The organism is Vreelandella janggokensis (assembly GCF_031451615.1).
GTDB classification, from domain to species: domain Bacteria; phylum Pseudomonadota; class Gammaproteobacteria; order Pseudomonadales; family Halomonadaceae; genus Vreelandella; species Vreelandella janggokensis.
In genome coordinates, this window is record NZ_JARWAJ010000002.1 from 484,624 (window position 1) to 509,688 (window position 25,065).

Annotated in this window: 24 protein-coding genes; 17 read left to right on the forward strand and 7 right to left on the reverse strand. The window is 58.3% G+C overall.

Annotation, left to right across the window (positions count from 1 at the left end; genetic code table 11):
- The first annotated feature begins 146 nt into the window (after window positions 1-146).
- The 12 genes from QC816_RS08985 (at window position 147) to QC816_RS09040 (ending at window position 15,328) form a co-directional block, all read left to right on the forward strand.
- On the forward strand, window positions 147-1,253 hold the full coding sequence (locus QC816_RS08985; protein WP_066314852.1) for an FAD-binding oxidoreductase: 1,107 nt from the start codon (window positions 147-149) through the stop codon (window positions 1,251-1,253).
- Window positions 1,254-1,278: 25 nt separating this feature from the next.
- Window positions 1,279-2,313, forward strand: a complete 1,035-nt coding sequence (locus QC816_RS08990) for a GlxA family transcriptional regulator (RefSeq protein WP_066314856.1) — start codon at window positions 1,279-1,281, stop codon at window positions 2,311-2,313.
- 256 nt (window positions 2,314-2,569) lie between these two features.
- On the forward strand, window positions 2,570-3,871 hold the full coding sequence (gene glyA, locus QC816_RS08995; RefSeq protein WP_066314858.1) for a serine hydroxymethyltransferase: 1,302 nt from the start codon (window positions 2,570-2,572) through the stop codon (window positions 3,869-3,871).
- A gap of 25 nt (window positions 3,872-3,896) precedes the next feature.
- A complete protein-coding gene (locus QC816_RS09000) occupies window positions 3,897-5,147 on the forward strand; it encodes a sarcosine oxidase subunit beta family protein (protein WP_066314860.1) in 1,251 nt (416 codons plus the stop codon).
- A 14-nt stretch (window positions 5,148-5,161) separates the two neighbouring features.
- A complete protein-coding gene (locus QC816_RS09005; protein ID WP_066314862.1) occupies window positions 5,162-5,521 on the forward strand; it encodes a sarcosine oxidase subunit delta in 360 nt (119 codons plus the stop codon).
- On the forward strand, window positions 5,518-8,568 hold the full coding sequence (locus QC816_RS09010) for a sarcosine oxidase subunit alpha (protein WP_268901643.1): 3,051 nt from the start codon (window positions 5,518-5,520) through the stop codon (window positions 8,566-8,568). Before QC816_RS09005 ends, QC816_RS09010 begins: the two co-directional genes overlap by 4 nt.
- A complete protein-coding gene (locus tag QC816_RS09015) occupies window positions 8,561-9,223 on the forward strand; it encodes a sarcosine oxidase subunit gamma (RefSeq protein WP_422823562.1) in 663 nt (220 codons plus the stop codon). Before QC816_RS09010 ends, QC816_RS09015 begins: the two co-directional genes overlap by 8 nt.
- Before the next feature lie 58 nt (window positions 9,224-9,281).
- A complete protein-coding gene (gene purU / locus QC816_RS09020; protein WP_085919744.1) occupies window positions 9,282-10,148 on the forward strand; it encodes a formyltetrahydrofolate deformylase in 867 nt (288 codons plus the stop codon).
- Window positions 10,149-10,184: 36 nt separating this feature from the next.
- Window positions 10,185-11,564 (forward strand): L-serine ammonia-lyase, encoded by a 1,380-nt coding sequence (locus QC816_RS09025; RefSeq protein WP_268901642.1) that lies wholly within the window; start codon window positions 10,185-10,187, stop codon window positions 11,562-11,564.
- Window positions 11,565-11,721: 157 nt separating this feature from the next.
- Window positions 11,722-13,095: an omega-aminotransferase AptA gene (gene aptA, locus QC816_RS09030; RefSeq protein WP_217808043.1), complete on the forward strand. Its 1,374-nt coding sequence runs from the start codon at window positions 11,722-11,724 to the stop codon at window positions 13,093-13,095.
- Between the two features lie 20 nt (window positions 13,096-13,115).
- Complete coding sequence (locus QC816_RS09035; protein WP_085919746.1) at window positions 13,116-14,612, forward strand: CoA-acylating methylmalonate-semialdehyde dehydrogenase; 1,497 nt, start codon at window positions 13,116-13,118, stop codon at window positions 14,610-14,612.
- 95 nt (window positions 14,613-14,707) lie between these two features.
- On the forward strand, window positions 14,708-15,328 hold the full coding sequence (locus QC816_RS09040) for a TetR/AcrR family transcriptional regulator (protein WP_199284096.1): 621 nt from the start codon (window positions 14,708-14,710) through the stop codon (window positions 15,326-15,328).
- A gap of 32 nt (window positions 15,329-15,360) precedes the next feature.
- Here the strand turns inward: QC816_RS09040 and hpxO are convergent, their stop codons facing one another.
- Entirely contained in the window at window positions 15,361-16,581 is a 1,221-nt protein-coding gene (gene hpxO, locus QC816_RS09045; RefSeq protein ID WP_309781718.1) for an FAD-dependent urate hydroxylase HpxO, read from the reverse strand.
- A gap of 289 nt (window positions 16,582-16,870) precedes the next feature.
- On the opposite strand from hpxO, the gene QC816_RS09050 reads away from it, so the two are divergent.
- From QC816_RS09050 to QC816_RS09060, 3 genes are all read left to right on the forward strand, one after another.
- Complete coding sequence (locus QC816_RS09050) at window positions 16,871-17,332, forward strand: Hsp20/alpha crystallin family protein (RefSeq protein WP_085919749.1); 462 nt, start codon at window positions 16,871-16,873, stop codon at window positions 17,330-17,332.
- A gap of 34 nt (window positions 17,333-17,366) precedes the next feature.
- Entirely contained in the window at window positions 17,367-17,762 is a 396-nt protein-coding gene (locus tag QC816_RS09055) for an Hsp20/alpha crystallin family protein (RefSeq protein WP_085919750.1), read from the forward strand.
- Between the two features lie 129 nt (window positions 17,763-17,891).
- Window positions 17,892-18,944, forward strand: coding sequence for a class I fructose-bisphosphate aldolase (locus tag QC816_RS09060; protein WP_264824757.1), 1,053 nt, complete (start codon window positions 17,892-17,894; stop codon window positions 18,942-18,944).
- A 43-nt stretch (window positions 18,945-18,987) separates the two neighbouring features.
- Here QC816_RS09060 and QC816_RS09065 read toward each other — a convergent pair whose 3' ends face one another.
- A complete protein-coding gene (locus QC816_RS09065; RefSeq protein ID WP_085919752.1) occupies window positions 18,988-19,878 on the reverse strand; it encodes a PhzF family phenazine biosynthesis protein in 891 nt (296 codons plus the stop codon).
- Complete coding sequence (locus QC816_RS09070; protein WP_264824759.1) at window positions 19,865-20,077, reverse strand: DUF1127 domain-containing protein; 213 nt, start codon at window positions 20,075-20,077, stop codon at window positions 19,865-19,867. Before QC816_RS09070 ends, QC816_RS09065 begins: the two co-directional genes overlap by 14 nt.
- 164 nt (window positions 20,078-20,241) lie before the next feature.
- Between QC816_RS09070 and QC816_RS09075 the strand changes: the two genes are divergently transcribed.
- On the forward strand, window positions 20,242-21,687 hold the full coding sequence (locus QC816_RS09075) for an aminotransferase-like domain-containing protein (RefSeq protein WP_309781725.1): 1,446 nt from the start codon (window positions 20,242-20,244) through the stop codon (window positions 21,685-21,687).
- Here the strand turns inward: QC816_RS09075 and QC816_RS09080 are convergent.
- Both QC816_RS09080 and QC816_RS09085 read right to left on the reverse strand, forming a co-directional pair.
- Window positions 21,677-22,387, reverse strand: coding sequence for an anti-sigma factor (locus QC816_RS09080; protein ID WP_264824762.1), 711 nt, complete (start codon window positions 22,385-22,387; stop codon window positions 21,677-21,679). The genes QC816_RS09075 and QC816_RS09080 overlap by 11 nt on opposite strands.
- Window positions 22,366-22,929 carry a sigma-70 family RNA polymerase sigma factor gene (locus tag QC816_RS09085; RefSeq protein ID WP_085919756.1) on the reverse strand — a complete coding sequence of 188 codons (564 nt, stop codon included), beginning with the start codon at window positions 22,927-22,929 and terminating at the stop codon, window positions 22,366-22,368. The genes QC816_RS09080 and QC816_RS09085 overlap by 22 nt, the downstream gene beginning before the upstream one ends.
- Window positions 22,930-23,116: 187 nt before the next feature.
- Here QC816_RS09085 and QC816_RS09090 point away from each other — a divergent pair, with 187 nt between their 5' ends.
- Window positions 23,117-23,668: a fasciclin domain-containing protein gene (locus QC816_RS09090; protein WP_085919757.1), complete on the forward strand. Its 552-nt coding sequence runs from the start codon at window positions 23,117-23,119 to the stop codon at window positions 23,666-23,668.
- 67 nt (window positions 23,669-23,735) lie between these two features.
- Here QC816_RS09090 and QC816_RS09095 read toward each other — a convergent pair whose 3' ends face one another.
- A complete protein-coding gene (locus tag QC816_RS09095; protein ID WP_199284089.1) occupies window positions 23,736-24,365 on the reverse strand; it encodes a DNA-3-methyladenine glycosylase I in 630 nt (209 codons plus the stop codon).
- A 10-nt stretch (window positions 24,366-24,375) separates the two neighbouring features.
- A complete protein-coding gene (gene pcsA / locus QC816_RS09100) occupies window positions 24,376-25,059 on the reverse strand; it encodes a phosphatidylcholine synthase (RefSeq protein ID WP_369596867.1) in 684 nt (227 codons plus the stop codon).
- Window positions 25,060-25,065: the final 6 nt, after the last annotated feature.

Genomic DNA, 25,065 nt, shown 5'->3' on the forward strand with positions numbered 1-25,065 from the left:
AAAGAGTGTCACGAGGTAAGCGCGCGTCGCTGTCAGGTAAGTCGGTTAGCAGGCGCGTCCCCAAAATGCAGCTCAACGGTACTGGCTGCATGAAGAATGCGGTCCGGTGATGCATAGCGATGAAGGCTGGTCAGGCAGAGGCGACAATGACAACTAACTACTTCAACCCGGTCACGACCCAAACCTGGACCAACGGTCGGCATCAGGTACGTTGCGTGAAGGTGATCCAGGAAACCCAGGATGTACGCACGTTCTGCTTTATGGCCGAACAGCCTGTGCTGTTCTTCTTCAAGCCGGGGCAGTTCGTGACGCTGGAGCTCGAGATCGACAATGAGTCGGTCATGCGCTCTTATACGATCTCCAGCTCGCCGTCCATTCCTTACAGCTTTTCGATCACCGTCAAGCAGATTCCGGGGGGCAAGGTATCCAATTGGCTGCATGCCAATTTAAAGGTCGGCGACGAACTGGTCGTGCATGGGCCGGTCGGCGATTTCAACTCGATCGATTATCCCGCCGAGAAAGTGCTGTTTCTTTCGGGCGGCGTCGGCATTACCCCGTTGATGTCGATGACGCGCTGGCTGTTCGACACCAATGCCAGCGTCGATGTTGAATTTGTGCATAGCGCCCGGGCCCCCCGCGATGTGATTTACCATCGCGAGCTGGTGCATATGTTTTCGCGCATCCCTGAGTTCAAGCTGCATATCATTTGCGAGAGCAAAGAGGATATCGGCGAAGCCTGGGCGGGCTACCGTGGCTATCTCACCCAGCCGCTGTTCGAGCTGATGGTGCCGGACTTCATGGAAAGGGAGATCTTTTGTTGCGGTCCTCCCCCCTACATGAATGCCATCAAGAACATTCTTCGTGCCAACAACTTTGACATGAATCACTACCACGAGGAGTTGTTTGGCGCCACGCCGCTTGATGTCCGTGAGGATGTGCGCGAGCTGGCCGAGCAGGCAGAGGTCGAAGCCGAGAATGTCGACACCAGTGACTTGCACAGCATCGAATTCGCGTCTTCAGGCAAAAGTGTCCGCATCCAGCCCGAAGAGACGGTTCACTCGGCAGCAGCCAAGCTTGGGCTGCATATTCCCAAGGCCTGTGGCATGGGGATTTGCGGCACTTGTCGAGTCGCACTCAAGTCGGGCGAAGTGGAAATGGAGCATAACGGAGGGATTACCGAAGAGGACATTGAAGATGGCTACATCCTGTCTTGCTGCAGTCGTCCGAAGGGCAATTTAATCGTGGATTTTTAGTGGCACATGATAGGTGTATTCGCTGATGACGACGCTGTTGAATAAGCCACTGGCCATTGGGTTTGTGCTCTTGCATCGCTTTACGCTCTTTCCTTTTGCTGCCTTCGTCGACTGCCTGCGCCTGGCCGCCGACGAAGGTGACCGGAGTCGCCAGCTACGCTGCCACTGGAATTTCATGACCAGCGGTGGGCAGGCAGCACTCTCCAGTTGTGGCGCGACGATCTCGCCCTGTGAGACGTTTCGCGATCCCGGTGAGTTTGACTACATCGTGGTTATTGGTGGCGTCCAGGAGGAGCAGGACGCCACGGATAGCGTTGCTCTCGCCTACCTTCGCCAGGCGGCCAGCGTGGGGGTGCCATTGATAGGCGTGTGTACTGGCGTATTCGCCCTGATTCAAGCCGGCTTAATGACGGGGCGTCGCTGTTGTATCAGTTGGTATCACCATCGCGACATGCATCATCGTTTTCCTGATACGGAACCTGTTGCGGATCGTCTGTTCATCGACGATGGCGACAGGATTACCTGTGCAGGGGGAGCCGCAGCGGCGGATCTGGCGGGCTACCTGGTGGAAAAACATCTGGGTAAGGCGTGGGCGATGAAGAGCCTGAACATCATGCTGCTTGATGAAGCCCGCAAAGGCGCCCACCCCCAACCGCAACCCGTCGTATTCGGCAAGGTTGACGACCGACTGGTACGCCGCGCCATCGCTGTGCTTGAACAGCACCTCGGAGAAATCATCTCGATGGATGAGCTGGCTGGGCGGGTGGGCACCTCCCGTCGCAACCTGGAGCGTCGCTTCAGTGACGTTCTGGGCGTTGGCCCCCAGAAATTTGCACGGGATTTGCGCCTTCGGTACGGCGCCTGGTTGCTGCATTACACCGGCAAAAGTATCACCGAGATAGGTGAGCGCTGCGGCTTCGCCGATACGGCCCATTTCTCACGTCATTTCCGTAGTGCCTTCAGCATGACGCCGTCGGAAATGCGCAAACGTGCTAGCTCGCCTGGCAATGATCAGGTTGATCCTTTCTTTCTTCATATTGATGGCCGTCTGGCGGTCTGAGATGGCTTTTTCAGGGTTTCTGGGAAGCCCTCCAAAACCGTCTTTCGAACAATGGGCTGGTGTTTCCCGTTCCAGGCGTTCATGAAATATGTCGCATTTGTTCAATTTATTTCAGCGAGCTTTGCGTATTAATAGTAGACAGCGAAAGCACTGGCATACCCGGGACGGGGAGCCATGGGGACCCCGGCTCAACCGGCCGTCAATTCAGCAACCAGATCGTCCATGTCGCAGCTGCCGATAACAACAGGAGACTTTTATGAACCCTTCCACACTTGCCAACTTCGATTCCCAGATTTCGGCGGCCATCGCTGATGAGGTAGCGCGTCAGGAAGCGCATATCGAACTGATTGCCTCCGAGAACTATGCCAGCCGGGCGGTGATCGAGGCGCAGGGCACGGTGCTCACCAATAAATATGCCGAGGGCTACCCGGGTAAGCGCTACTACGGTGGCTGCGAACATGTGGATGTGGTCGAACAGCTGGCGATCAGTCGTGCCTGCGATCTGTTTGGTGCTGAGTATGCCAATGTTCAGCCACACTCCGGTGCCCAGGCCAATGCCGCGGTTTTCATGGCGCTCATCAAGCCCGGCGATACGGTGTTGGGCATGAGCCTGGCCCATGGGGGGCACTTGACCCACGGTGCCGCCCCCAATTTTTCCGGCAAGCATTACCATGCCGTGCAGTACGGTCTGATTCCGGAAACTGGCGAAATCGACTATGCCGAAGTTGAGCGCCTGGCACGTGAGCACCAACCGAAGATGATCATTGCCGGCTTCTCGGCGTATTCGCGGGTCGTCGACTGGCGTCGTTTCCGCACCATTGCCGACGAAGTCGGTGCCTGGCTGATGGTCGACATGGCCCATGTCGCTGGCCTGGTGGCTGCCGGTCATTACCCGAGCCCGGTTCCCTACGCTCATGTCGTCACGACGACCACGCATAAGACCTTGCGCGGCCCAAGGGGCGGGCTGATTCTTTCCGATCACGGCGACGCCGCACTGTATAAAAAGCTCAATGGTGCCGTCTTCCCGGGCCAGCAGGGTGGCCCGTTAATGCATGTGATCGCCGCTAAAGCGGTCGCCTTCAAAGAGGCGATGAGCCAGGACTTTGTGCAATACCAGCAGCGTGTGATCGGAAACGCCCGTGCCATGGCGAATGTGTTCATGGAGCGCGGCTTTGATGTGATCTCCGGCGGTACCGATGATCACCTCTTCCTGTTGTCGCTGATCAAGCAGGGCGTCACCGGCAAGGACGCGGATGCGGCCCTGGGCCGGGCGCATATCACCGTCAATAAGAACGCCGTGCCCAACGACCCGGAAAGCCCCTTCGTCACCTCGGGGCTGCGTATCGGCACGCCCGCTGCGACATCGCGCGGTTTCGATGAAACGGAGTGTGCAGAACTGGCCGGCTGGATCTGCGACATCCTCGACGTGCTGGCCGAGCGCGGCAACACAGACGCCGTGGAAAGCGAAGTGCGTGACAAGGTCGCCGCGTTGTGCGAGCGCCACCCGGTTTATGGCGAGAGCCGCGAACCCCAAGTAGCGGCCGAGACGGCGCTGTAACGCCATTACGAATCAGGAGACAACCATGCAACGTTATTCAGGATTCGGGCTGGCCAAGCACGCGCTGAGCCATCATGAAAACTGGGAGCGCCAGTGGCGTAACCCCACCCCCAAGAAGCAGTACGACGTGGTGATTGTCGGCGGTGGCGGCCACGGCCTGGCCACGGCCTACTACCTTGCCAAGGAGCACGGGATTACCAATGTCGCCGTGGTCGAGAAAGGTTGGCTGGGTGGCGGTAATACCGCGCGTAACACCACCATCGTGCGTTCCAATTATTTGTGGGATGAGTCGGCGGCGCTCTACGAGCACTCCATGAAACTGTGGGAAGGACTATCCCAGGATCTCAACTACAACGTGATGTTCTCCCAGCGTGGGGTGATGAACCTGGCCCACACGCTCCAGGACATGCGCGATGTACAGCGCCGGGTCAACGCCAACCGCCTGAACGGTATCGATAGCGAGGTGCTCACGCCGGAGCAGATCCAGGCCATCGTGCCGGTGATGGACTGCTCGAAAAACGCCCGTTACCCCATCCTGGGCGCCTCATGGCAGCCGAGGGCCGGCGTGGCACGCCATGATGCGGTGGCCTGGGGCTTTGCCCGGGCGGCGGATGCGCTGGGCGTGGATATTCTGCAGAACACCGAGGTAACCGGCTTCAAGATTCGCGATGGCCGTATCTATGGCGTGCATACCAATCGCGGTGATATCGAAGCGAAAACCGTGGGCTGCGTGGCCGCGGGCAATTCGGGCGTACTCGCCAAGATGGCAGGCTTCAGGCTGCCGCTGGAATCTCACCCCTTGCAGGCCCTGGTGTCTGAACCGCTCAAGCCGGTGCTGGACACGGTGGTGATGTCCAACCATGTGCATGGTTATATCAGCCAGACCGACAAGGGCGACCTGGTTATTGGTGCGGGCATCGACGGCTACAACGGTTACGGTCAGCGTGGTAGCTACCCAACCGTCGAGCACACGTTACAGGCGGTGATCGAGATGTTCCCCATCTTTTCGCGGGTGCGCATGAACCGCCAATGGGGCGGCATTGTGGATACCTGCCCGGATGCGTGCCCGATTCTGTCCGCCACACCGGTCAAGGGGCTTTACTTCAACTGTGGCTGGGGCACCGGCGGCTTCAAGGCCACGCCGGGATCAGGCCATGTATTCGCCTGGACGTTGGCGAAAAACCAGGCGCATCCCATTGCGGCGCCGTTCTCTATCAATCGCTTCCACACCGGTGCGCTGGTGGACGAGCACGGCGCCGCCGGCGTGGCCCACTAATCGGAGTCAGTACCATGTTGCATATTTACTGCCCCTATTGCGAAGAGCTCCGCGAAGAAGAGGAGTTTCATCCCAAGGGCCAAGCCCATATCACACGGCCTGCAGACCCCGACGCCTGCAGCGATGAAGAGTGGGGCGACTATCTGTTTTTCCGTGATAACCCGCGCGGCATCCACCATGAAATGTGGGTGCACGCCATCGGCTGTCGCAAGTTCTTCAATGTCACCCGTAATACGGTGACCTACGAGATTCTTGAGACTTACCCCATGGGCGAACAGCCACACTTTACGGCGGAGTACCCCGAGGGCAAGCCCGCCGATCAGCTCAATGACGCACAACAAGAGCCGTCGCGCCAGGAAGGAGTTCACGTATGAGCCAGTCGCTGAAACAGCCGAATCGTGTTCGCGAAGGGGGGCGAATTGATCGCGCCCAAACGTTGAGCTTTACCTTCAATGGCAAGCAATACCAGGGCCATGCCGGTGATACCCTGGCCTCGGCGCTGCTCGCCAACGGGGTGAACATCGTCAACCGCAGCTTCAAGTATTCACGGCCCCGGGGGATCGTCGCAGCGGGGGCTGAAGAGCCCAATGCACTGGTGCAGTTAGGCAGCACTGAAGCCGCCCAGGTGCCCAACGTGCGGGCCACGCAACAAGCCCTTTTCGATGGCCTGGTGGCGCGCAGTACCAACGGTTGGCCGAACGTCCAGCGGGATGTCATGAGCCTGGTCGGCAAGCTTGGCGGGCAGTTTATGCCGCCGGGGTTCTACTACAAGACGTTCATGGCCCCCGCCTCCATGTGGATGACTTACGAGAAGGTCATCCGGAAAGGCGCGGGGCTTGGTCGCAGCCCGATGGAGCGCGATCCGGATCATTACGATCACCTCAACCAGCATTGCGATCTGCTGGTCGTGGGTGCCGGTCCGGCAGGGTTGTCCGCGGCGCTGACGGCGGCGCGAAGCGGTGCCCGAGTGATTCTGTGCGATGAACAGGAGGAAATGGGTGGTTCGCTGCTCGATAGCCGCGAACAGCTCGATGGCCAACCGGCCAATCACTGGGTCGAGCGCGTTGTGAACGAGCTTGCCCAGATGGCAAACGTCACCCTGCTGCCGCGTACCACGGCGAATGGTTACCACGACCATCACTTTGTCACGCTGCATGAGCGGCGCACCGAGCACCTTGGCGAGACCGCGCCGCTCACCGATGGGCAGCGCCCGAGCCGTTCGCGCATGCATCGCGTGCGGGCCGGGCAAGTGCTGCTGGCGACAGGTGCCCATGAACGGCCTCTGGTGTATGGCAATAACGATGTGCCGGGCAACATGACCGCTGGCGCGGTGTCCACCTACATCCGCCGCTATGGCGTGGTGCCCGGCAACAAGCTGGTGCTTTCGACCACCAACGATTACGCCTACCGCGCGGCCCTGGACTGGCTCGATGCCGGCCGTGAAGTGGTCGCCATTGTCGATGCCCGCAAGGCCCCGGAAGGTGACCTGGTCGAGCAAGCCCGGGTGCGCGGTGTGCGCATTATCGAAGGCGCCGCGGTGCTGGAAGCGAAGGGCAGCGACCGGGTGACCGGCGCCCGCGTCGCCACCATCGATGCAGAAGCCTTCAAGGTGACCGGCGCCTCAGACACCTTGTCGTGCGACACCATCGCCAGCTCCGGCGGCTATAGCCCGGCGATTCACCTGGCGTCGCATACCGGGGCACGGCCGACCTGGAACGACGAGATTCTTGGTTTTGTGCCCAGCCTGGTCAAAGGCGTGCATGCGGCGGGCAGCGTGCGGGGCTTTCATCAGCTCGCGGATGGCCTGGCAAATGGCTGTTCCGCAGCGGTTGAGGCGCTATCGGCGCTGGGCTTTGCGGCAACGCCTGTCGAGCTGCCAAAGGTCAACACTTACCGGCAGGGTGCTGCCTGCGCTTTGTACCAGGTGCCCCATGAAAAGCCGACACTGCGCGGTCCCAAGCAGTTCGTGGATATGCAGAACGACGTGACGGCGGCAGCGATCGAGCTGGCGACACGCGAAGGGTTTGAATCCATCGAGCACGTCAAGCGCTATACCGCGATGGGCTTTGGCACCGACCAGGGCAAGCTTGGCAATATCAACGGGATGGCGATTGCGGCACGTTGCCTGGGTAAAACCATCCCGGAAGTGGGTACTACCGTGTTCCGGCCCAACTATACGCCGGTGACCTTTGGTGCCATTGTGGGCCGTCACTGCCGTGACCTCTTTGACCCCGAGCGCTATACCGCCATGCACCAGTGGCATGTCGAACAGGGCGCCGAGTTTGAAGAGGTGGGGCAATGGAAGCGCCCCTGGTACTTCCCGCGAACCGTCAATGGCAAAACGGAATCGATGCACGACGCCGTGGCCAGAGAGTGCCTGGCGGTCCGCCAGGGGGTCGGCATTCTGGATGCCTCGACGCTGGGCAAGATCGATATCCAGGGCCCGGATGCCCGCGAGTTCCTGGGGCGGGTTTACACCAACAAGTGGGCCAAGCTGGCGCCAGGGCGGGTCCGTTACGGCCTGATGTGCAAAGACGACGGCATGCTGATGGATGATGGTACCACCAGTTGCCTGGGCGAGAACCACTTCCTGATGACCACCACCACCGGCGGTGCAGCGGGTGTGATGGAGTGGCTGGAGCTGTGGCACCAGACCGAATGGCCCGACCTCCAGGTGTATTTCAATTCGGTGACTGACCACTGGGCGACGATCACAGTCACCGGCCCTGAGGCACGCAAGCTGCTTGCCGAGATCACTGATATCGACCTGGATCGCGAGACCTTCAAATTCATGGACTGGCGCGAAGGCACGGTGGCCGATGTTCCCGCCCGGGTCTTCCGTATCTCCTTCACGGGCGAGCTGTCCTTCGAGATCAATGTGCAAGCCAACTATGCGCTGCATGTCTGGAAGACGCTGTTCGCGCATGGCGAAAAATACGATCTGACCCCCTATGGCACCGAGACCATGCACGTGCTCCGGGCTGAAAAGGGACTGATCATTGCAGGGCAAGAGACGGATGGCTCGGTCACGCCGGAAGATCTCGGCATGCAGTGGGCGGTGGGCTACGACAAGCCTTTCCCGTGGATCGGCAAGCGAGCCCTGACCCGTTCGGATACGCGGCGCGTGGATCGCAAGCAGATGGTCGGGCTTATGCCCAAGGACCCCTCGGTGGTGCTGGAAGAGGGCGCACAGATCGTGTTTGACCCTGATCACGCCATCCCCATGCCGATGGTGGGCCATGTAACGTCCAGCTATTACAGCCCGATACTCGAAAGCGGCTTTGCACTGGCGGTGGTCAAAGGCGGGCATCAGCGGATGGGCGAGATCGTCTATTTGCCGATGGTCGATGGCAAGACCCATGCCGCCGAAATTGTCAGCCCCGTCTTTTACGACCCCAAGGGAGAGCGCCAGCATGTCTGAACATACGTCTGCAAACACGGCGACCGGTATCAATATGTACGATGTTCGTCCTACCACCGAGGTGCCGGCGGAATCCCCGTTGGCCTGGTCGTACCGCCGCACGGGGCGCCCCAATGTTTCACAGCGCAGCCGCGTGGTGATCCGTGAGCGTGCCATTTTAGGCCATGTGGTGCTGCGCGGCGGTGCCATTGTGCTTGATGAAGCGGTCCGGCAGGTGCTCGGCTTTGGCCTGCCGGCACGCCCCAATACCCTCAGCCAGGATCAAAGCGGCGAGCGCTCTGCCCAGTGGCTCTCGCCGGACGAGTGGCTGGTCATCGTCCCCGGTGGCGAAGAGTTTTCCCTGGAAGCCAACCTGCGCGAGATGCTGGGCGACGCCCACTATGCCATCGTCAACGTCAGCGGTGGTCAGACGCTGCTTGAGCTCGAAGGCGAGGCCGCCACTGAGCTTCTGATGAAGTCGACGCCTTACGATGTGCATCCGGCGGGATTCCCCGTTGGCAAGGGCGTCACCACGGTCTTTGCCAAAAGTAACCTGATCCTGCGGCGTCCTGCCGAGGACCGCTGGGAGCTGGTATTGCGCCGCAGCTTTGCCGATTACCTGTATCGCTGGCTGCTGGATGCGGGCGAAGAGTATGCCATCGGCGTCGATGACTGATGAGTGGAGGCCGACCAGTGTCGGCCTCCACTCTTTCTTCACTGGGGGGAGACCTGCTATGCAAGATAAAAATAACCGTTGGATATTGGCGGCTCAGTGTACGAGTAGGCTTGGCACGGTCGATGTTGTCACACGATTTTTAAAAGAGCAGCGGTGTTACATCACCGAGCAGCAGTCGTTTGACGACCGACTCAGTGAGCGCTTTTTTATCCGCACGGAGTTCCGTCCCGAGGACGAGACGTTCGATGCCGACGCCTTTCAATCGGCGTTCGCCGAACGGGCAGCTGACTTCGAGATGAGCTTCGAGCTGACGGCACCCGAGACGCGTATACCGGTGGTCATCATGGTTTCCAAGGCGGATCATTGCCTCAACGACTTGCTCTACCGTTACCGCATAGGTCAGTTGCCCATCGATATCCGCGCGATTGTTTCCAATCACCCGGATTTGGCGCCCCTGGCTGAGTGGCATGATATTCCTTATCGCCATTTGCCGATTACCCCCCAAACCAAGCCGGAGCAGGAAGCGCAGGTCTGGGCAGAAATAGAAGCAGCCGGGGCTGAACTGGTCATTCTTGCCCGCTATATGCAGGTGCTCTCTAGCGGCATGTGCAAAAAGTTGACGGGTAAGGCGATCAATATTCATCACTCGCTTCTGCCAGGCTTCAAGGGGGCTCGACCTTATCATCAAGCCTACGAGAAGGGGGTCAAGCTGGTGGGGGCGACGGCTCATTATATTAACGATGACCTCGATGAAGGGCCTATCATTACCCAAGGGGTTGAGCCCGTCAGCCACACTGACTATCCGGAAGACCTGGTGGCCAAGGGGCGGGATGTCGAATGTCTGACACTCGCTCGAGCCGTTACCCTCCATGTGGAGCGACGTGTCTTCCTGCATGCCAATCGCACCGTGGTTTTTGACCGCTAGTCGTATAATGACAACACCGCTGGAAGGTAGATAAGCATGTCAATTAGTGTTTTCGATCTCTTCAAGATCGGCATCGGGCCATCGAGCTCGCATACTGTCGGCCCGATGCGGGCCGCGTTTGACTTCATCGGTGAGCTTGAAGCAAGTCAGCTGCTGAATGACGTCACCCGCGTCGAGGTGCACCTCTTCGGCTCTCTCTCTGCCACAGGCGTTGGTCACGGAACGGATCATGCCGTCATCATGGGCCTGATGGGGAAAAGGCCTGACGAAATCGACCCGGATGTTATTGGTCCCTCGATCAGCGCGTTAAAGGCCTCTGAGGTACTGCTTCTGAACAGCCAGTACAGCGTGCCCTTTCAGTGGCAGCGAGACATGCAGCTGTTCGAGGAAAGCCTGCCGCATCATCCCAACGCCATGCGGCTGATCGCCCATGGACAAAAAGGTGAGCTGTACCGCAATACCTATTACTCGGTCGGCGGTGGCTTTGTGGTGGATCAGGCCCAGGCAGAGCAGGGCCAGTTGGATAGCGATACCACGACGCTTCCCTATGACTTCCACTCCGCCGCCGACTTGTTGAATATGTGCCAGGAGAGCGGCTTGCGGATCAGTGAGTTGATGCTCGAAAACGAGCGTGCCTGGCGCAGCGAAGCCGAGATACGCAAGGGGCTTTGCGATATCTGGGAGGCGATGAAAGCCTGTGTGAACAAAGGACTTGAGGCTGAAGGCCTTTTGCCCGGCGGGCTGAATGTTCGTCGGCGCGCGCGCTTGCTGCATCAAAGGCTGCAGGCGGTGGATGAAAATCCGTCCGTGATCACCACGACGATGTCGGCGATGGACTGGGTCAACCTCTATGCGCTGGCGGTCAATGAAGAAAATGCCGCGGGAGGTCGCATGGTGACGGCGCCTACCAATGGCGCCGCTGGCATTATCCCCGCGGTATTGCACTACTACATGCACTTTCGCGAAGGGGCCAGCGAGCGGGATGTTGTCGACTTCCTGCTAGCGGCAGGTGCCGTGGGCATTCTGTGCAAGAAAAACGCCTCTATCTCGGGTGCCGAAGTCGGCTGCCAGGGAGAAGTTGGCTCTGCGTGCGCGATGGCGGCCGCTGGCCTTGCGGAATTGATGGGCGGCAGTGTGGCGCAGGTCGAAAACGCCGCTGAAATCGGCCTGGAGCATAACCTGGGGCTGACCTGTGACCCTGTCGGTGGCTTGGTGCAGGTCCCCTGTATCGAGCGCAACGCCATCGCGTCAATAAAAGCCATTAACGCCGCACAGATGGCACTTCGAGGTGATGGTGAGCACTTTATTTCGCTGGATAAGGTGATCCGCACCATGCGCGATACCGGCGCTGATATGCAGGATAAATATAAGGAAACCTCGAAAGGCGGGTTGGCGGTTAATACGATCGAGTGTTGATGAGGGGCCCGCCCAAGTTTGCAGGCGGTGAGAGGTGGCTTAACAATGTTACCTTACGTATGGATTCCCTAACGTGAGAAAAAGAAAAACATGATTTTATAAACGTGTTCATTCGGCCATGCTGTGGCAATGCCTCACAGCGATGGAACTGGACACCATGTTTGGACTAACAAGCACAACCACCTCTCAGGCTTCAGCGGATGCTGCTGGAGATCACGCGCCTGATGGCGTGCTGAATCAACATTATTGGATGCCGTTTAGCTCCAATCGAGATTTTCGTGCCAACCCGCGTATCATCACCGGAGCGGAAGGGCGTTACTACATTGATGACCAGGGCCGTAAGCTTTTCGATTCGCTTTCCGGCCTCTGGACCTGTGGGGCAGGCCACAACCGCGAAGAAATCCAGAAAGCCGTGGCGGCGCAGCTCGGCACTCTCGATTTTGCCCCCGGCTTCCAGATTGGCCATCCGCTGGCCTTCAAGCTAGCGGAAAAGGTGGCCAGCCTGACGCCTGCCGGGCTTGACCATGTGTTTTTCACCAACTCGGGCTCCGAGGCGGCCGATACCTCGGTCAAAATGGCCAAGGCCTACTGGCGCCTGAAGGGAAAGCCCGAAAAGACCCGCATGATCGGCCGCGCCAAGGGTTATCACGGGGTGAACATCGGCGGCACCAGCCTCGGCGGCATCGGCCCCAATCGTAAGCATTACGGCCCGCTGATGGACGTGACGCACCTGCCGCATACGCTCCAGGCGGGTCATGCCTTCACGAAAGGCCAGGCGGACTCAGGCGCTGAGCTTGCCGATGCGCTGCTCGACCAGATCGCGCTCCACGACGCCTCGACGATCGCGGCCGTTATCGTTGAACCGATGTCCGGCTCGGCGGGGGTGATCGTGCCGCCAAAAGGCTATCTGGATCGGCTGCGCGAGATCTGCACCGCCCACGATATTCTGCTGATTTTTGACGAGGTGATCACTGCCTTCGGGCGCAGCGGCGCGACCACCGGTGCCGAAGCCTTTGGCGTGACGCCGGATATCATGAACGTCGCCAAGCAGATCACCAACGGCGCCATTCCCATGGGCGCGGTAATTGCGTCCAGCGAGATTTTCGACACCTTCATGCACGCGGGCGGCCCGCAGCACGCCGTCGAGTTTCCCCATGGCTATACCTACAGCGCCCACCCGGTGGCCTGCGCCGCGGGGCTTGCTGCGCTTGACATGATGGAGCGCGACAACTTCCCCGCTCAGGTCAATGCCATTGCACCTACCTTTGAGCAGAAGCTGCACGCGCTGAAAGGCCGTCACCATATTGTCGATATTCGCAACTACGGCCTGGCCGGGGCGATTCAGTTGGCCCCCCGGGATGGCGATCCCACGATCCGCCCCCGCGATGCGCACATGGCGCTTTGGGAGGCAGGTTTCTATGTGCGCTACGGCGGTGACACGCTGCAGTTCGGCCCTCCGTTTGGTACCACCGAGGCCGAGCTGGAACGACTGTTCGACGCGGTGGCGACCACCCTGGATTCGCTGGCATAACCTATTTCGGAGCTTAAAAAATGAGTGTTGTTTCCCACCTGATTAACGGCGAGCTGGTTGAAAGTCAGCGCACGCTGGACGTGACCAACCCATCCACAGGCAAGGTGATCCGCCAGGTGGCAGACGCAAGCGCTGCCGACGTCGAGCAAGCAATAGCTGCCGCCCAGGCCGCGTTCCCTGCCTGGCGAGATACGCCGCCCAACAAGCGCGCCCAGGTCATGTACCGCTTCAAGCAGCTGCTCGAAGATAACGCCGACCGCCTGGTACAGCTGGTCAGTGAAGAGCATGGCAAGACCCCGGAAGACGCCATGGGCGAGCTCAAGCGCGGCATCGAGAACGTCGAGTACGCCTGCGGGGTGCCGGAACTTTTGAAAGGCGAGTACTCCCATAACGTAGGGCCGGGCATTGATGCCTGGTCCAACTTCCAGCCGTTGGGCGTGGTGGCGGGGATTACTCCGTTCAACTTCCCGGCCATGGTGCCGCTGTGGATGTACCCCATGGCCATCGCCTGCGGTAATACCTTCATCCTCAAACCCTCTGAGAAAGACCCTTCGGCATCTCATGCCGTGGCAGAGTTGCTGTTAGAGGCGGGGTTGCCAAAAGGCGTGATGAATGTGGTGCACGGTGGTCGCGAAGCGGTGGAAACGCTGCTGGATGCCAAGGCTGTTAAAGCGATTTCGTTTGTTGGCTCGACCCCGATTGCCGAGACGATCTATAGCCGAGGTTCCGCCGCCGGCAAGCGCGTTCAGGCTCTGGGTGGAGCAAAAAACCACGCCGTGGTGCTGCCGGATGCCGATCTGGAGAACGCCGCCAATACGCTGATGGGCGCCGCCTACGGCAGTTGCGGCGAGCGCTGCATGGCGATCTCTGTCGCCGTATGCGTGGGCGATGAGACCGCCAATCGGCTGGTGGAAACCATGCTGCCCAAAATCGCCCATCTGAAAGTCGGCCCTGGCACCGAGACAGGCCTGGATATGGGCCCACTGGTGACGGCAGAGCATCGCGATAAAGTGCTGAGTTTCATCGAAGACGGTGTCAATGCCGGGGCAACGCTGGTTGCCGATGGGCGCAAGCTGACAGTCCCCGGGCATGAGGAAGGCTACTTTGTCGGCGGTTGCCTGTTCGATAATGTCACTGCCGAGATGCGTATCTATCAGGAAGAGATCTTCGGCCCGGTGCTTTGCGTGGTGCGGGTCGGCAGCCTGGACGACGCCATGCAACTGATCAACGACCACGAATACGGCAACGGTACCTGCCTGTTCACCCGCGATGGCGAAGCCGCCCGCCGCTTTACCGATGGCATTGAAGTGGGCATGGTCGGTGTTAACGTCCCGCTCCCTGTACCGGTGGCCTACCACAGCTTTGGCGGCTGGAAGCGCTCGCTGTTCGGCGACCTGCACGCTTACGGACCTGACTCGGTGCGCTTCTACACCCGCCGCAAAGCCGTGTCGCAGCGCTGGCCTTCCGTGAGTGAAGCGACACAGGCTGAGTTCTCATTTCCTGCCAATCAAAGTTGACGCGCCACAGTAACTAAGACATCTTCTCAGCACCGTCGCCCAGCGATGGTGCTTTTTTTGGTATGTACTTCAGGTCGACAAAGGGCAAAAACGGCGTGGCAAGAACTCAGGACGAAATTCGGCAAACCAACGTTAAAAAGATTCTTCAGGCGGCGGAACAGCTGTTTGCCGAAAAGGGCTACGCGGGAGCATCGATGGGCGAAATTGCCCAGTTGGCCGATATTCCCAAGTCCAACGTGCATTATTACTTTTCGACCAAAAAAGCGCTTTACCAGGACGTCTTGCTGGAGTTGCTGGAGGTATGGAAACAGGATGCGCTGTGTTTTGAGCTCTACGATGACCCCCGGGTCGTGCTTTCCACCTATATTCGCGCCAAGATGAACCACTCCCGCAATCGCGCCCACGGCTCAAAGGTATGGGCGGCCGAGGTGATGCAAGGCGCACCGATTCTGAAAGAATGCCTGCGCGACAACCTCTACGAATGGACCAAGCTCAAGGAAGCCAAGATCAGCGAATGGATCGAGTCGGGCCAGATCAACCCCGTCGAACCTTCCTACCTGCTCTATATGATCTGGGCCTCGACCCAGCACTACGCCGATTTCGACTACCAGATCTACCTGCTCAACGACGATCAACCGCTGGATGACCTGCAGTTCGAAAAAGCCGTGCAGTCGGTGACCACAGTGATTTTAAAAGGCATCGGCCTGACGGCGTGAGCCAGTAAGATACTCCCTTATAGTCAGTTCGATTAACCTAGTGGCCCGCCTGTCACCGTGGTCTTCAAGCCATCAATGATGGCTTGGCCATCTTCGTTCTTGAGCTCATCGTACCAGGCTTGGGTGTGAGTGGCGTCGTGCCCATGGATCATCGCGGCGCGCTTGCGGGCGCGCTGGACGATTTCGCCCACTCGGTCGACGCGCGCCCGGTCGTACTGGGCCAATGCACTGGCAATGGCCGCTGACGCATCCGCATTTTCTTCAAGTGACCGCTGCACTGCTTGGGCAAGTACCCAGGCATCTTCCATGGCTTGGCAGCCGCCCTGGCCTAGGTCAGGCGCCATGCCGTGAGCGGCATCACCCAGCAGGGCAACGCGGGGTGCGGTTAGTGAATCGAGCGGCGGGATATCGTAGATTTCCACCCGGGCCATGCGCGCCGGGTCAAAGTGTTCAATCAGCGTCTGTACAGGCTCGGCCCAGCCCGCGAAGTGTTCGCGTAATTCATCGCGGTAGTGGTCGGGGTCGTTTGTCGTACCGACAGGGAGAGGCACGTCGAAGAAGCAATAAAACTCCTGGGCGCCGTCATCATTACCACCTCTGCCCATGGGCATGAACGAGACCCGCTTAGCGTCCCCCACGTACTGGTCCCAGTGACTCAGCGGTGCCAAGGCTTCATCAGCAGGCACGCGGACGTTCCAGTTCACGTAGCCGACGTATTGGCGCTCCACGGGGTGGCCTACCAACTTGCTGCGCAGCTTTGAATGCGTACCTTCTGCCACGACCAGCAAGTCAGCATTCAGACTTTCGCCGTCATCAAAATGCGCCGCCACGCCGTCCTGGGTGACCGTGTAATCGTCACCGCGACGGCCAAACTGAATATTTTCATGACCTACTGCGTCCAGCAGTGTCTGTTGGAGGGCGGCGCGGGCAATCGGGCAGACGCGCTGGCCGACATCGCCAAACAGCGGTGCCAGGCTGAAGTCGGTCAAGGTCTGGCCGGTGTGGGTCAGGTAGCGCATCTGGGTCATCTCGCCGCTCAAAGCCTCGATGGTCTCACCCAGGCCTAGCTGGTGCATGACCTTGACGCCATTCGGCCATAGCGAAATCGCCGCGCCGACAGGGCGAATGGTCGCCACGCGTTCGACAACCGTGACGCGGTGCCCTTGCTGCTGGAAAGCCAGAGCGGTGCTTAGCCCGCCAATGCCCGCGCCGATAACGAGAATATGGAGAGAGGTGGTAAGAGGGCGGGGCATGACAAACTCCTAGAGCAGTGAAAGAGCACAATGAGCATTAATTCGACAAACCGGTCAACAGCCACATTGCGAAGGCTAACTGTATACAAGATTGAGGTTTAATGTACAGGTAATGGTCGGCCGGGCAGGCATTTACGGTGTGCTGGATAACTGAATTAAAAAGCAAAAAAATGCCTGTTACCCCCCTTGAAAACTGTCTGAATGCTCCTATTTTGCGATTTAAGAGGCGCTGCGATGGGATGTGGCGGCCTCTCTTCCCACAATCTGCTTAACGTAGGAGGTGTTCGATATGTTCGATGATCTCAAGCGTTTTGACGTTGGCTCGCCTCAGCGGCTGGACTGGTTCCGCCAATTGCTGGACGACTTCTTGCCCGACGGCAATGCGATGGATATTCGCGCTGTGCCCCATGGCAGCTTCCCTATGATCAATGTGGCCCGCAGCGACGAAGCCGTGCATGTGTATGTGTTTGCGGCGGGTCTGGCACCCTCGGATCTAGCCATTGATGTCCAAGACAATGTGCTGACCCTGCGTGGTAAGCGTGAGTCCGTCGTTGGCAATGAAGAGCGCGAGGGTTCTCGCCCGGTCTTCCGCCGCGAACGCGTCAGCGGTGAGTTCGTACGCGCCATTGCGTTACCGGATGGCGTGGATGCAGACCGAGCCGAAGCCCGCCATGCCCATGGTGTGTTCGAGGTGGTGCTGCCCAAGCGTGAGGAGCTCAAACCACGTCGTATCGATGTTCAAGCGGCTTAAGTCATGTTTATTGCTTGATAAGGAGGGATAAACCATGAATAACGTTGTTCGTTCATCAGATCGTTCACCGCTCCAACAGCGTACCGAGCAACGCGAGCAGGAAACGCTACTACCGGCGGTGGACATCATCGAGGAGTCCAGCGCCCTTACGCTGGTGGCGGATATGCCCGGCGTTACCCACGACACGCTGAAAGTAGAACTCGATAATAATGTACTGAGCTTGGAGGGCGAGATAAACCTGAACATGCCCGAAGGACTGAGTGCGCTTCACGCTGAAGTCCGCGGCCAGCGCTTTGCACGCCGCTTCAACCTCAGTCATGAAATAGACGGTGATGCGATTTCGGCACGGATCATCAATGGTGTGTTGACGGTAACGCTGCCCAAGAAAGATAGTCATCGCACGCGCCGTATCGAGGTACAAGCGGCCTAAAAGCTTGTGCTCTGCCGCCCCCGTACTCTGCTACTGCGTGGGGCGGTACTTTCCATCGTCGCAATTTAAGCTCTATGCTCTACATAAGGAGTGTTCGATACTTCCCTTATCGATAGAGAGGATTGCGTCATGACAGATATAACCGCGTTGCTCGGCAGCGATGCCGAGAGTTTGCTTAATCACACCTGCCAGGGCGTTCCCCGCGATAGCTTACACCTGCCCGGCCCTGATTTTATTGACCGCGTCATGGTGGATAGTGACCGCACGCCGGCGGTGTTGCGCAACATGCAGAGCTTCTTTAACCATGGGCGCCTGGCGGGCACTGGCTACCTTAGCCTGTTGCCGGTGGACCAGGGCATCGAGCATTCGGCAGGTGCCTCTTTTGCACCGAATCCGCGTTACTTTGACCCGGCCAATATTGTCGAGTTGGCGCTTGAAGGGGGATGCAATGGCGTCGCATCGACGCTTGGGGTGCTCTCTTCCGTGGCACGGCGCTACGCCCACAAGATACCGATGATGTTGAAGCTCAACCACAACGAAACGCTGAGCTACCCGGCCATGTATGACCAGACGCTGTTTGCCGATGTTGAGCAGGCACACGATATGGGCTGTGTGGCGGTGGGGGCGACGATTTACTTTGGTTCCCATGAAAGCCGTCGGCAAATCATGGAGATCAGCGAGGCTTTCGAGCGCGCCCACCAACTGGGAATGGTCACCGTGTTGTGGGCCTATCTGCGTAACCCGGCCTTCAAGCAGGAGGGGGCCGATTATCACGTTGCCGCTGACCTCACCAGCCAGGCCAACCACATGGCCGCCACGCTCAAGGCGGATATCGTCAAACAGAAGCTGCCGGAGAACAACGGTGGCTACAAGGCGGTCGGCTTCGGACATACCCATGAGAAAGTCTACAGTGAGCTGACCACTGATCACCCCATCGACCTGGCCCGCTACCAGGTCGCCAACTGTTTCATGGGCCGCGCCGGTTTGATCAACTCCGGTGGCGGCTCCAAAGGTCACTCCGATCTTGGAGAAGCGGTGCGCACGGCGGTGATCAACAAGCGGGCTGGTGGCATGGGCCTGATTTCCGGACGCAAGGCGTTTCAAAAAACGATGCCGGAAGGCATTGAGCTTCTGCATGCGATTCAGGATGTTTATCTTTCCAAAGACGTGACCGTCGCCTGACCATTAGACCCTCACGAATCAAGTTCGGGCAAAGGTGGGGCGCTTAGCATTTATCACTCATTGATTGATGTATTTCATAAGCGCCCCTGCCCACGACTAACGCGTCACCGCCCACCTGGACAAAACCGGCCTTGATGTCGCCATTGGCGGCAGTGTAAATAGCACTAGGCCGCCCCATCTCAACCCCCTGGTGAATCTTGCACTGCAAGGCATCTGGCTGAAGAGAGGCCAAATAGCCGGTCAATGCGGCGGCGGCGCTGCCGGTGGCGGGGTCTTCGCAAAGACTGTTCTCCATGGAAAACATGCGACTTCGAATCCGCATATCGGCATGGTGTTGCTGCACAGCGACATATAGGTAGACCTGCTCGGCACTGCTGTTGGCGACGGCATTTGCCCAACTGGTCGTTGAAATGCGCACGCTCTCTAAAGCGGTAATATCTGCAAGCTCGATCAAATGAAAGGGTAGTCCAAAGGAGGCCAACACAGGGTTACCAATCACCTGATGCTCCTTAAGCCCTAATAGCTCGGCGGCGGTTGCGTGATCAATACTGCTGGCCATCACTTTGGCCGGTTTTGCGGTCGTAAACGTCGCCCTTCCTTGGTCATAGCGTATCGCCAGTTCGCCAATGGGTGGCTGGAGCAACAAGGTTTGATCACGGTTCACAAGATGTAAAGCGGCCAGTAGATGCGCGGTGCCTACCGTGGGGTGTCCTGCAAAGAGCAGTTCCTGAGTGGGAGTAAATATCCGCATGGGGAAATGGTTCGGCCCGTTAGCGTCACCCAGGAAAACCGTTTCCGCTAGGTTCAGTTCATTGGCAAGTGCTTGCATGGTGCTTGTCTCAAGCTCTCCAGCCTCTAAAAAGACGGCCAATGGATTGCCGGTAAACGGCTGGTCGGTAAACACATCCAGCAGGTAATACTCAACGGTTTTCATAAGGCCCCCTGTTAACAGAAGAGTGCTTCCAAAACGGTTTACGGCCCTCGCTGTGGGCCTGTTCGCGGCTAATGCCGATATCCTCCAGCAGCCGGTCATCGAGCGTTAACAGATGGCGGCGACTGCGGCGGCATTGTTGATAGTAGCGAAGTTGATAACCTAGCTGGTAGCGGAGCAGGGTAAGGCTGAAGCGCGGCATGGCGAGTCCTCCGTGTTATTTGCCTGACCAGATTACTAAGTGCCGCTTTTTTGATACAGATATAGAATTTATTCTTTTTAAGATACAGATGGGCGTGATATACCTCTGTATGGCGGTTTTGGGGTACGTCTGTATCGTTGCCGGGCTGTGGGGAGTAGGGTGATATGACGCGCTATGAAGAAGTCGCGACCATTTTGCGGGAGCGTATCGAGCACGGTATTTACCGCGTGGGTGATCGTCTGCCGTCGATTCGTGCGGTCTGCCAGGAGCTGGACGTCAGCATTTCCACCGCCCAGGAGGCCTACCGGCAACTGATGGATGTGGCATTGATCGAGTCGCGTCCGAAGTCTGGCTACTTTGTGCTGCCAAGCCGGGTTCCCTCGGTACTGCCGTCGGTCTCTCGCCCGGCGCAGCGCCCGCTGGATGTTTCCCAATGGGATCAGGTGCTGGAACTCGTTGCGACTCAACGCGATGACGACCGGCTTCTGCTGGGGCGTGGGGTGCCCAATCTCGAGTATGAAACGCTGCGGCCACTGTCAAAAATCCTAGCTGGCCTGCATCGCAGCACTGATCTGAACGGATTCAACTACGACAAGCTGAATGGAAGCCCCGAACTGCGTCAACAGGTGGCGCGCTTGGCCATTGCGTCCGGCTGCTTGCTGCACCCGGACGACATCATGGTGACCACCGGCTGTCAGGAGGCGCTGGCCATTGCGCTGCGAACGCTTACCCAGCCCGGCGATGTAGTGGCCGTGGACTCACCCAGCTTTTACGGCACCATGCAGATTCTCAAGGCCAACGGCTTAAAAGCGCTGGAAATCCCTACCGACCCGCAAACGGGCATCAGTCTGGAAGCCCTGGAGCTGGCATTGGAACAGTGGCCGATCCGCGCCATACAGGTCACGCCCACCTACAATAACCCGCTGGGCTACACCATGCCTGAAGCACGCAAGCGGGCACTGTTTCAGCTCGCCCAGCGTTTTGACGTGGCGATTATCGAAGACGATATCTACGGCGATTTGTCATTCTCCCTGCCCCGGCCGCGCACTGTGAAATCCTTCGATGACGATGGCCGCGTCATGTTGTGTAGCGGCTTTTCCAAAACGGTGGGGCCGGGGTTGCGGGTGGGCTGGCTGGCGCCGGGGCGCTACCGCGACCAGGCGATGCATATGAAGTATGTCTCCACGGGTGCCTCGGCGACGTTGCCGCAGCTGGCCGTGGCGGAATTTGTTGCCAAAGGCCATTACGAACGCCACCTGCGTTATGCCACTCGCCAGTATCAGCGCCAGCGAGACATTATGATCAGCTGGGTGCAGCGCTACTTTCCTGAGGGGGCGGGCATCAGCTACCCCCAGGGCAGCTTCCTGCTCTGGGTAGAGCTACCCGCCGCGGTGGATTGCGTGCGTCTAAACGAACGCTTGGCAAAGCAGGCTATTCATGTGGCGCCAGGCTCGCTGTTTTCCGCCTCGGGCAAGTTTCGACAATGTCTGCGCCTTAACTATGCGTTTACGTTAACGCCTGCTATCGAAAGTGCCGTTAGAACAGTCGGGGAGCTTGCCTCCGAGATGGTGGAAGAAGCGCTGGCCCACGAAGCAAATCTCATAGATTAAGGGTGCTGCCACGTACCGGCGTCAAGCGGCCATGGTCGATAATAGGACCGGTTGGCTGGCCTCCGGGAGCGCCCCCCTGGGGCTCGACACTGACGGCTAAATCGGCAGTAAATAATTGCGCACGCAGCTCGTCACTGGGTTCCAGACGATGGCTACCTTGCTCGGGTAACAGGCCCAGCGAGACGGGCGTACCATCGGCAATCAACCACAGCTCACCGGTCTGTTCGCTGTCGACCTGGGTCGGTTGAACCGCTTGTACAATCAACTCACCCTCCTGGGTCGCGCTAATGATCCAGCCTGGCGTGCGTGATTCGTCCTGAACCACGAAGACGGCTTCTCCGTCTGGTAGTTGGGTCCGTTCAGCTTGTTGCCAAAGAAGGCCCAGCGCTAACGCGATCACCCCAAAACTGGTCGCCATGGTCTGCCATGCACCCAGGCGCTGCCACCAACGTAAGGGGGACGCGCCTGTCGCCTGTGTAATGCGCTGCCAGACCTCCTTGGGCGGTGTTTTAGGGTCCAGTTGCTCGTTGAACAGGTGCAGATATTCACGCCAGTCTTCCACATCATTACGTAGGTCATGGCTGACCGCCAACAGCGCTTCAAAGCGAGCTTTCTGATCGCTATCCAGCACGCCCAATACGTACTCACCAGCCGCAAGGTGGCGATCGTCAGGGTCGCTTAAATCCCATTGGTTAGACATGTTTTTAACCTCTCGAGTCCACGGCGGATCCAGCTTTTAACGCTGCCCAGCGGTTGGGACAGAGAGTTAGCAAGCTCGCTGTGCGTCATGCCCTGAAAATAGGCCATTTCCATTAACTGGCGCTGATGTCGACTGAGTGTGTCGAGGCAGTCGTTCAGTTTGTCATTTTGCTGATGACTGATGCTGTCATCTTCAGGGTCGTCGGTGCCTAATAGCGCTGCTAACAAGGGTTCATCGGTGGTGGTGTCCTGTGGCTTCTGGCGGCGCAGCCAGTCGATGCCAATATTGCGAGCGAGTGTGGAAAGCCAGGTCATCGGCTTGGCTCGCGTGGCGTCATATTGATCGGCGGCATGCCAGATTCTGATAAAAACATGTTGAAGGCAGTCCTGTGCAGCACTCTCGTCTCTTACTATACGCAGCAGTTGAGCATATAGATGCGCACTGGAGACGCGATAGAGACGTTCGAATGCGTTGCGGTCGCCCTGGGCGCAGCCGTTGAGTTGCTCGATAAGATACTGCTGGCGTTGTGTGGCATCTAGCATTCAGGCATCTCTGCACAGTTAACCGAAACGCCAGTCTTCGGGAGTCAGCCGTTGAAGGCAATAGGAGAGTGCTCAGCGGTGAATAAAAAAAATGTTGAGATGTTTGCATCCACTGATGCCTTGGGGCCGTAAGTATCAATGAGCTTGCATTGCTGAGCTCTTTTAATGACAACCAGGAGATGCCCCAATGAAACTCAAACTACTTACCGCTGGCGTTTGTGCCGCTGCCCTATTTACTGGCGCTGCCGTTGCTGGTCATGGCCCTACGACGGTAGGCGGCGCCAATATGCTTCCTGAGCGTAACATTATCGAAAATGCCGTTAATTCGGATGACCATGAGACACTCGTCGCGGCTGTTCAAGCCGCTGAGTTGGTTGATGTGCTGCAAAGCGAAGGTCCTTTTACCGTATTCGCGCCGACGGATGACGCCTTTGCGAAACTTCCCGATGGCACCGTTGATACGCTGCTGCAACCAGAGAATCAGGAACAACTTCAAACGGTTCTTACCTACCACGTCGTACCTGGCAATATGAACCGGGAGGCATTGTGGGAAGAAACCATGGAAAACGATGGCGCCGTGGCCTTTAAAACCGTCCAGGGCGAATACCTTACTGTATCGCGCAATGGTAATAACCTGATGGTCATGGATGCCCAGGGCAATAGTGCCAACATTACCGTTGTGGATGTCGCACAGTCGAATGGTGTTATCCACGTTATCGATAGCGTGTTAATGCCCTAAAGGTCTCGCTCACATCGGATAGTGACAATTATTCGTTTGAGGTTACGTTTGCCCACCGCCTGGCTTGCTAGGCGGTGGGTTTTTGCTGGCCGGTCGGCCGCAAAAATCCCTCCCGGGCGCGAGCTGCTTGTTCGCGAACGATACATCCTTCCGCGTGATCATTGAGCAGCCCCATCGCCTGCATAAAGGCAAACGCGGTTGTAGGGCCGAAGAACTTCCAGCCACGCTTTTTCAACGCCTTGGCAAGGGCAATAGATTCAGGCGAGGTGGTCTGGGACTGTGGTGGTGGTAGCGAAGAGGGGGCTGGTTCAAAACGCCAGAAAAACGCGGCCAGTGAGCCTTCCTGTTCGACCATTTCCTGGGCCCGCCTGGCATTGTTAATCGTTGCTTCAATCTTGCCGCGATGGCGAATAATGCCCGCGTCTTGAAGTAAACGCTGCACATCGTCTTCGCCAAAGCGGGCAACCTGATGGAAGTCGAAGTGGTGAAAGGCGGCACGAAAGTTGTCGCGCTTATTGAGAATCGTGCGCCAGCTCAAGCCTGACTGAAAGCTCTCCAGGCACAGCTTCTCGAATAGCCGCTGATCATCATCTACCGGAAAGCCCCACTCATTGTCGTGATAGGGTAATAATTCCGGCGCACCGCCACACCACTGGCAGCGGGGGTATCCATCGGGAGCGATAAAGTCGTTAGCCATCAGTGACCTGTCAATCGAACCATTCTTTCGCGGTACGCCACAGGCAGATACCCACGAAGTACACAGAGGTGACACCCCAGCCCCATAGTGCCCAGGCCGCGTGCTCGGGGGTGGAGAGTACCAGTGACGTGGCACAGACAAACCATGCAAGCGTCACGGCGATATTGAGCGGCATGAACAGGCGCACCCGGAACGGGTGAAGAAACTTCATCCGTGTCACGGTGAGGGCGGCCAGCAGGACAATCACGGCAAACGTGAACCAGGGCGGCAGATCGAGAATATAGACATAGACCGCGACGACGTTCCAGGCAGCAGGAAAGCCAACAAAGAAATTATCCTGGCTTTTCATATTGACGTTGCAGAAACAGAACATCGAAGACAGCAGGATGATGAACACTGTCAAAAGCCCAAGGTTGGGCGGTAGCTCAATAAAGGAGTAGATGAAAAGCGCCGGGATAAAGGCCCAGGTAAGGTAATCGATGACCATGTCGAGGGTTGAACCATCGAAATGGGGCAGCACGGTCTTGACGTCGAACTTGCGGGCCAGGGTGCCATCGAAGCCATCGACCAGCATTGCTGCGCCCAGCCAGAGAAGACAGGCAACCGGATTATTGTCGACCAGGGCGAGCATCGCCATCGTGCCGAGCAGAACGCCGCTGGCCGTGAAGGCATGCACGCCCCAAGCCTTACTTATCGAAGC

Coding starts and splice junctions, on each gene's coding strand:
- QC816_RS09010 (WP_268901643.1), top strand. CDS start 5,518: ATGAGCCAGTCGCTGAAACAGCCGAATCGTGTTCGCGAAGGGGGGCGA.
- QC816_RS09060 (WP_264824757.1), top strand. CDS start 17,892: ATGACAGATATAACCGCGTTGCTCGGCAGCGATGCCGAGAGTTTGCTT.
- QC816_RS09095 (WP_199284089.1), bottom strand. CDS start 24,365: ATGGCTAACGACTTTATCGCTCCCGATGGATACCCCCGCTGCCAGTGG.
- purU (WP_085919744.1), top strand. CDS start 9,282: ATGCAAGATAAAAATAACCGTTGGATATTGGCGGCTCAGTGTACGAGT.
- QC816_RS09005 (WP_066314862.1), top strand. CDS start 5,162: ATGTTGCATATTTACTGCCCCTATTGCGAAGAGCTCCGCGAAGAAGAG.
- QC816_RS09025 (WP_268901642.1), top strand. CDS start 10,185: ATGTCAATTAGTGTTTTCGATCTCTTCAAGATCGGCATCGGGCCATCG.
- QC816_RS09080 (WP_264824762.1), bottom strand. CDS start 22,387: ATGTCTAACCAATGGGATTTAAGCGACCCTGACGATCGCCACCTTGCG.
- QC816_RS09035 (WP_085919746.1), top strand. CDS start 13,116: ATGAGTGTTGTTTCCCACCTGATTAACGGCGAGCTGGTTGAAAGTCAG.
- QC816_RS09090 (WP_085919757.1), top strand. CDS start 23,117: ATGAAACTCAAACTACTTACCGCTGGCGTTTGTGCCGCTGCCCTATTT.
- QC816_RS08985 (WP_066314852.1), top strand. CDS start 147: ATGACAACTAACTACTTCAACCCGGTCACGACCCAAACCTGGACCAAC.
- QC816_RS09050 (WP_085919749.1), top strand. CDS start 16,871: ATGTTCGATGATCTCAAGCGTTTTGACGTTGGCTCGCCTCAGCGGCTG.
- QC816_RS09075 (WP_309781725.1), top strand. CDS start 20,242: ATGACGCGCTATGAAGAAGTCGCGACCATTTTGCGGGAGCGTATCGAG.
- QC816_RS09065 (WP_085919752.1), bottom strand. CDS start 19,878: ATGAAAACCGTTGAGTATTACCTGCTGGATGTGTTTACCGACCAGCCG.
- QC816_RS08990 (WP_066314856.1), top strand. CDS start 1,279: ATGACGACGCTGTTGAATAAGCCACTGGCCATTGGGTTTGTGCTCTTG.
- QC816_RS09070 (WP_264824759.1), bottom strand. CDS start 20,077: ATGCCGCGCTTCAGCCTTACCCTGCTCCGCTACCAGCTAGGTTATCAA.
- QC816_RS09000 (WP_066314860.1), top strand. CDS start 3,897: ATGCAACGTTATTCAGGATTCGGGCTGGCCAAGCACGCGCTGAGCCAT.
- aptA (WP_217808043.1), top strand. CDS start 11,722: ATGTTTGGACTAACAAGCACAACCACCTCTCAGGCTTCAGCGGATGCT.
- glyA (WP_066314858.1), top strand. CDS start 2,570: ATGAACCCTTCCACACTTGCCAACTTCGATTCCCAGATTTCGGCGGCC.
- hpxO (WP_309781718.1), bottom strand. CDS start 16,581: ATGCCCCGCCCTCTTACCACCTCTCTCCATATTCTCGTTATCGGCGCG.
- QC816_RS09015 (WP_422823562.1), top strand. CDS start 8,561: ATGTCTGAACATACGTCTGCAAACACGGCGACCGGTATCAATATGTAC.
- QC816_RS09055 (WP_085919750.1), top strand. CDS start 17,367: ATGAATAACGTTGTTCGTTCATCAGATCGTTCACCGCTCCAACAGCGT.
- QC816_RS09085 (WP_085919756.1), bottom strand. CDS start 22,929: ATGCTAGATGCCACACAACGCCAGCAGTATCTTATCGAGCAACTCAAC.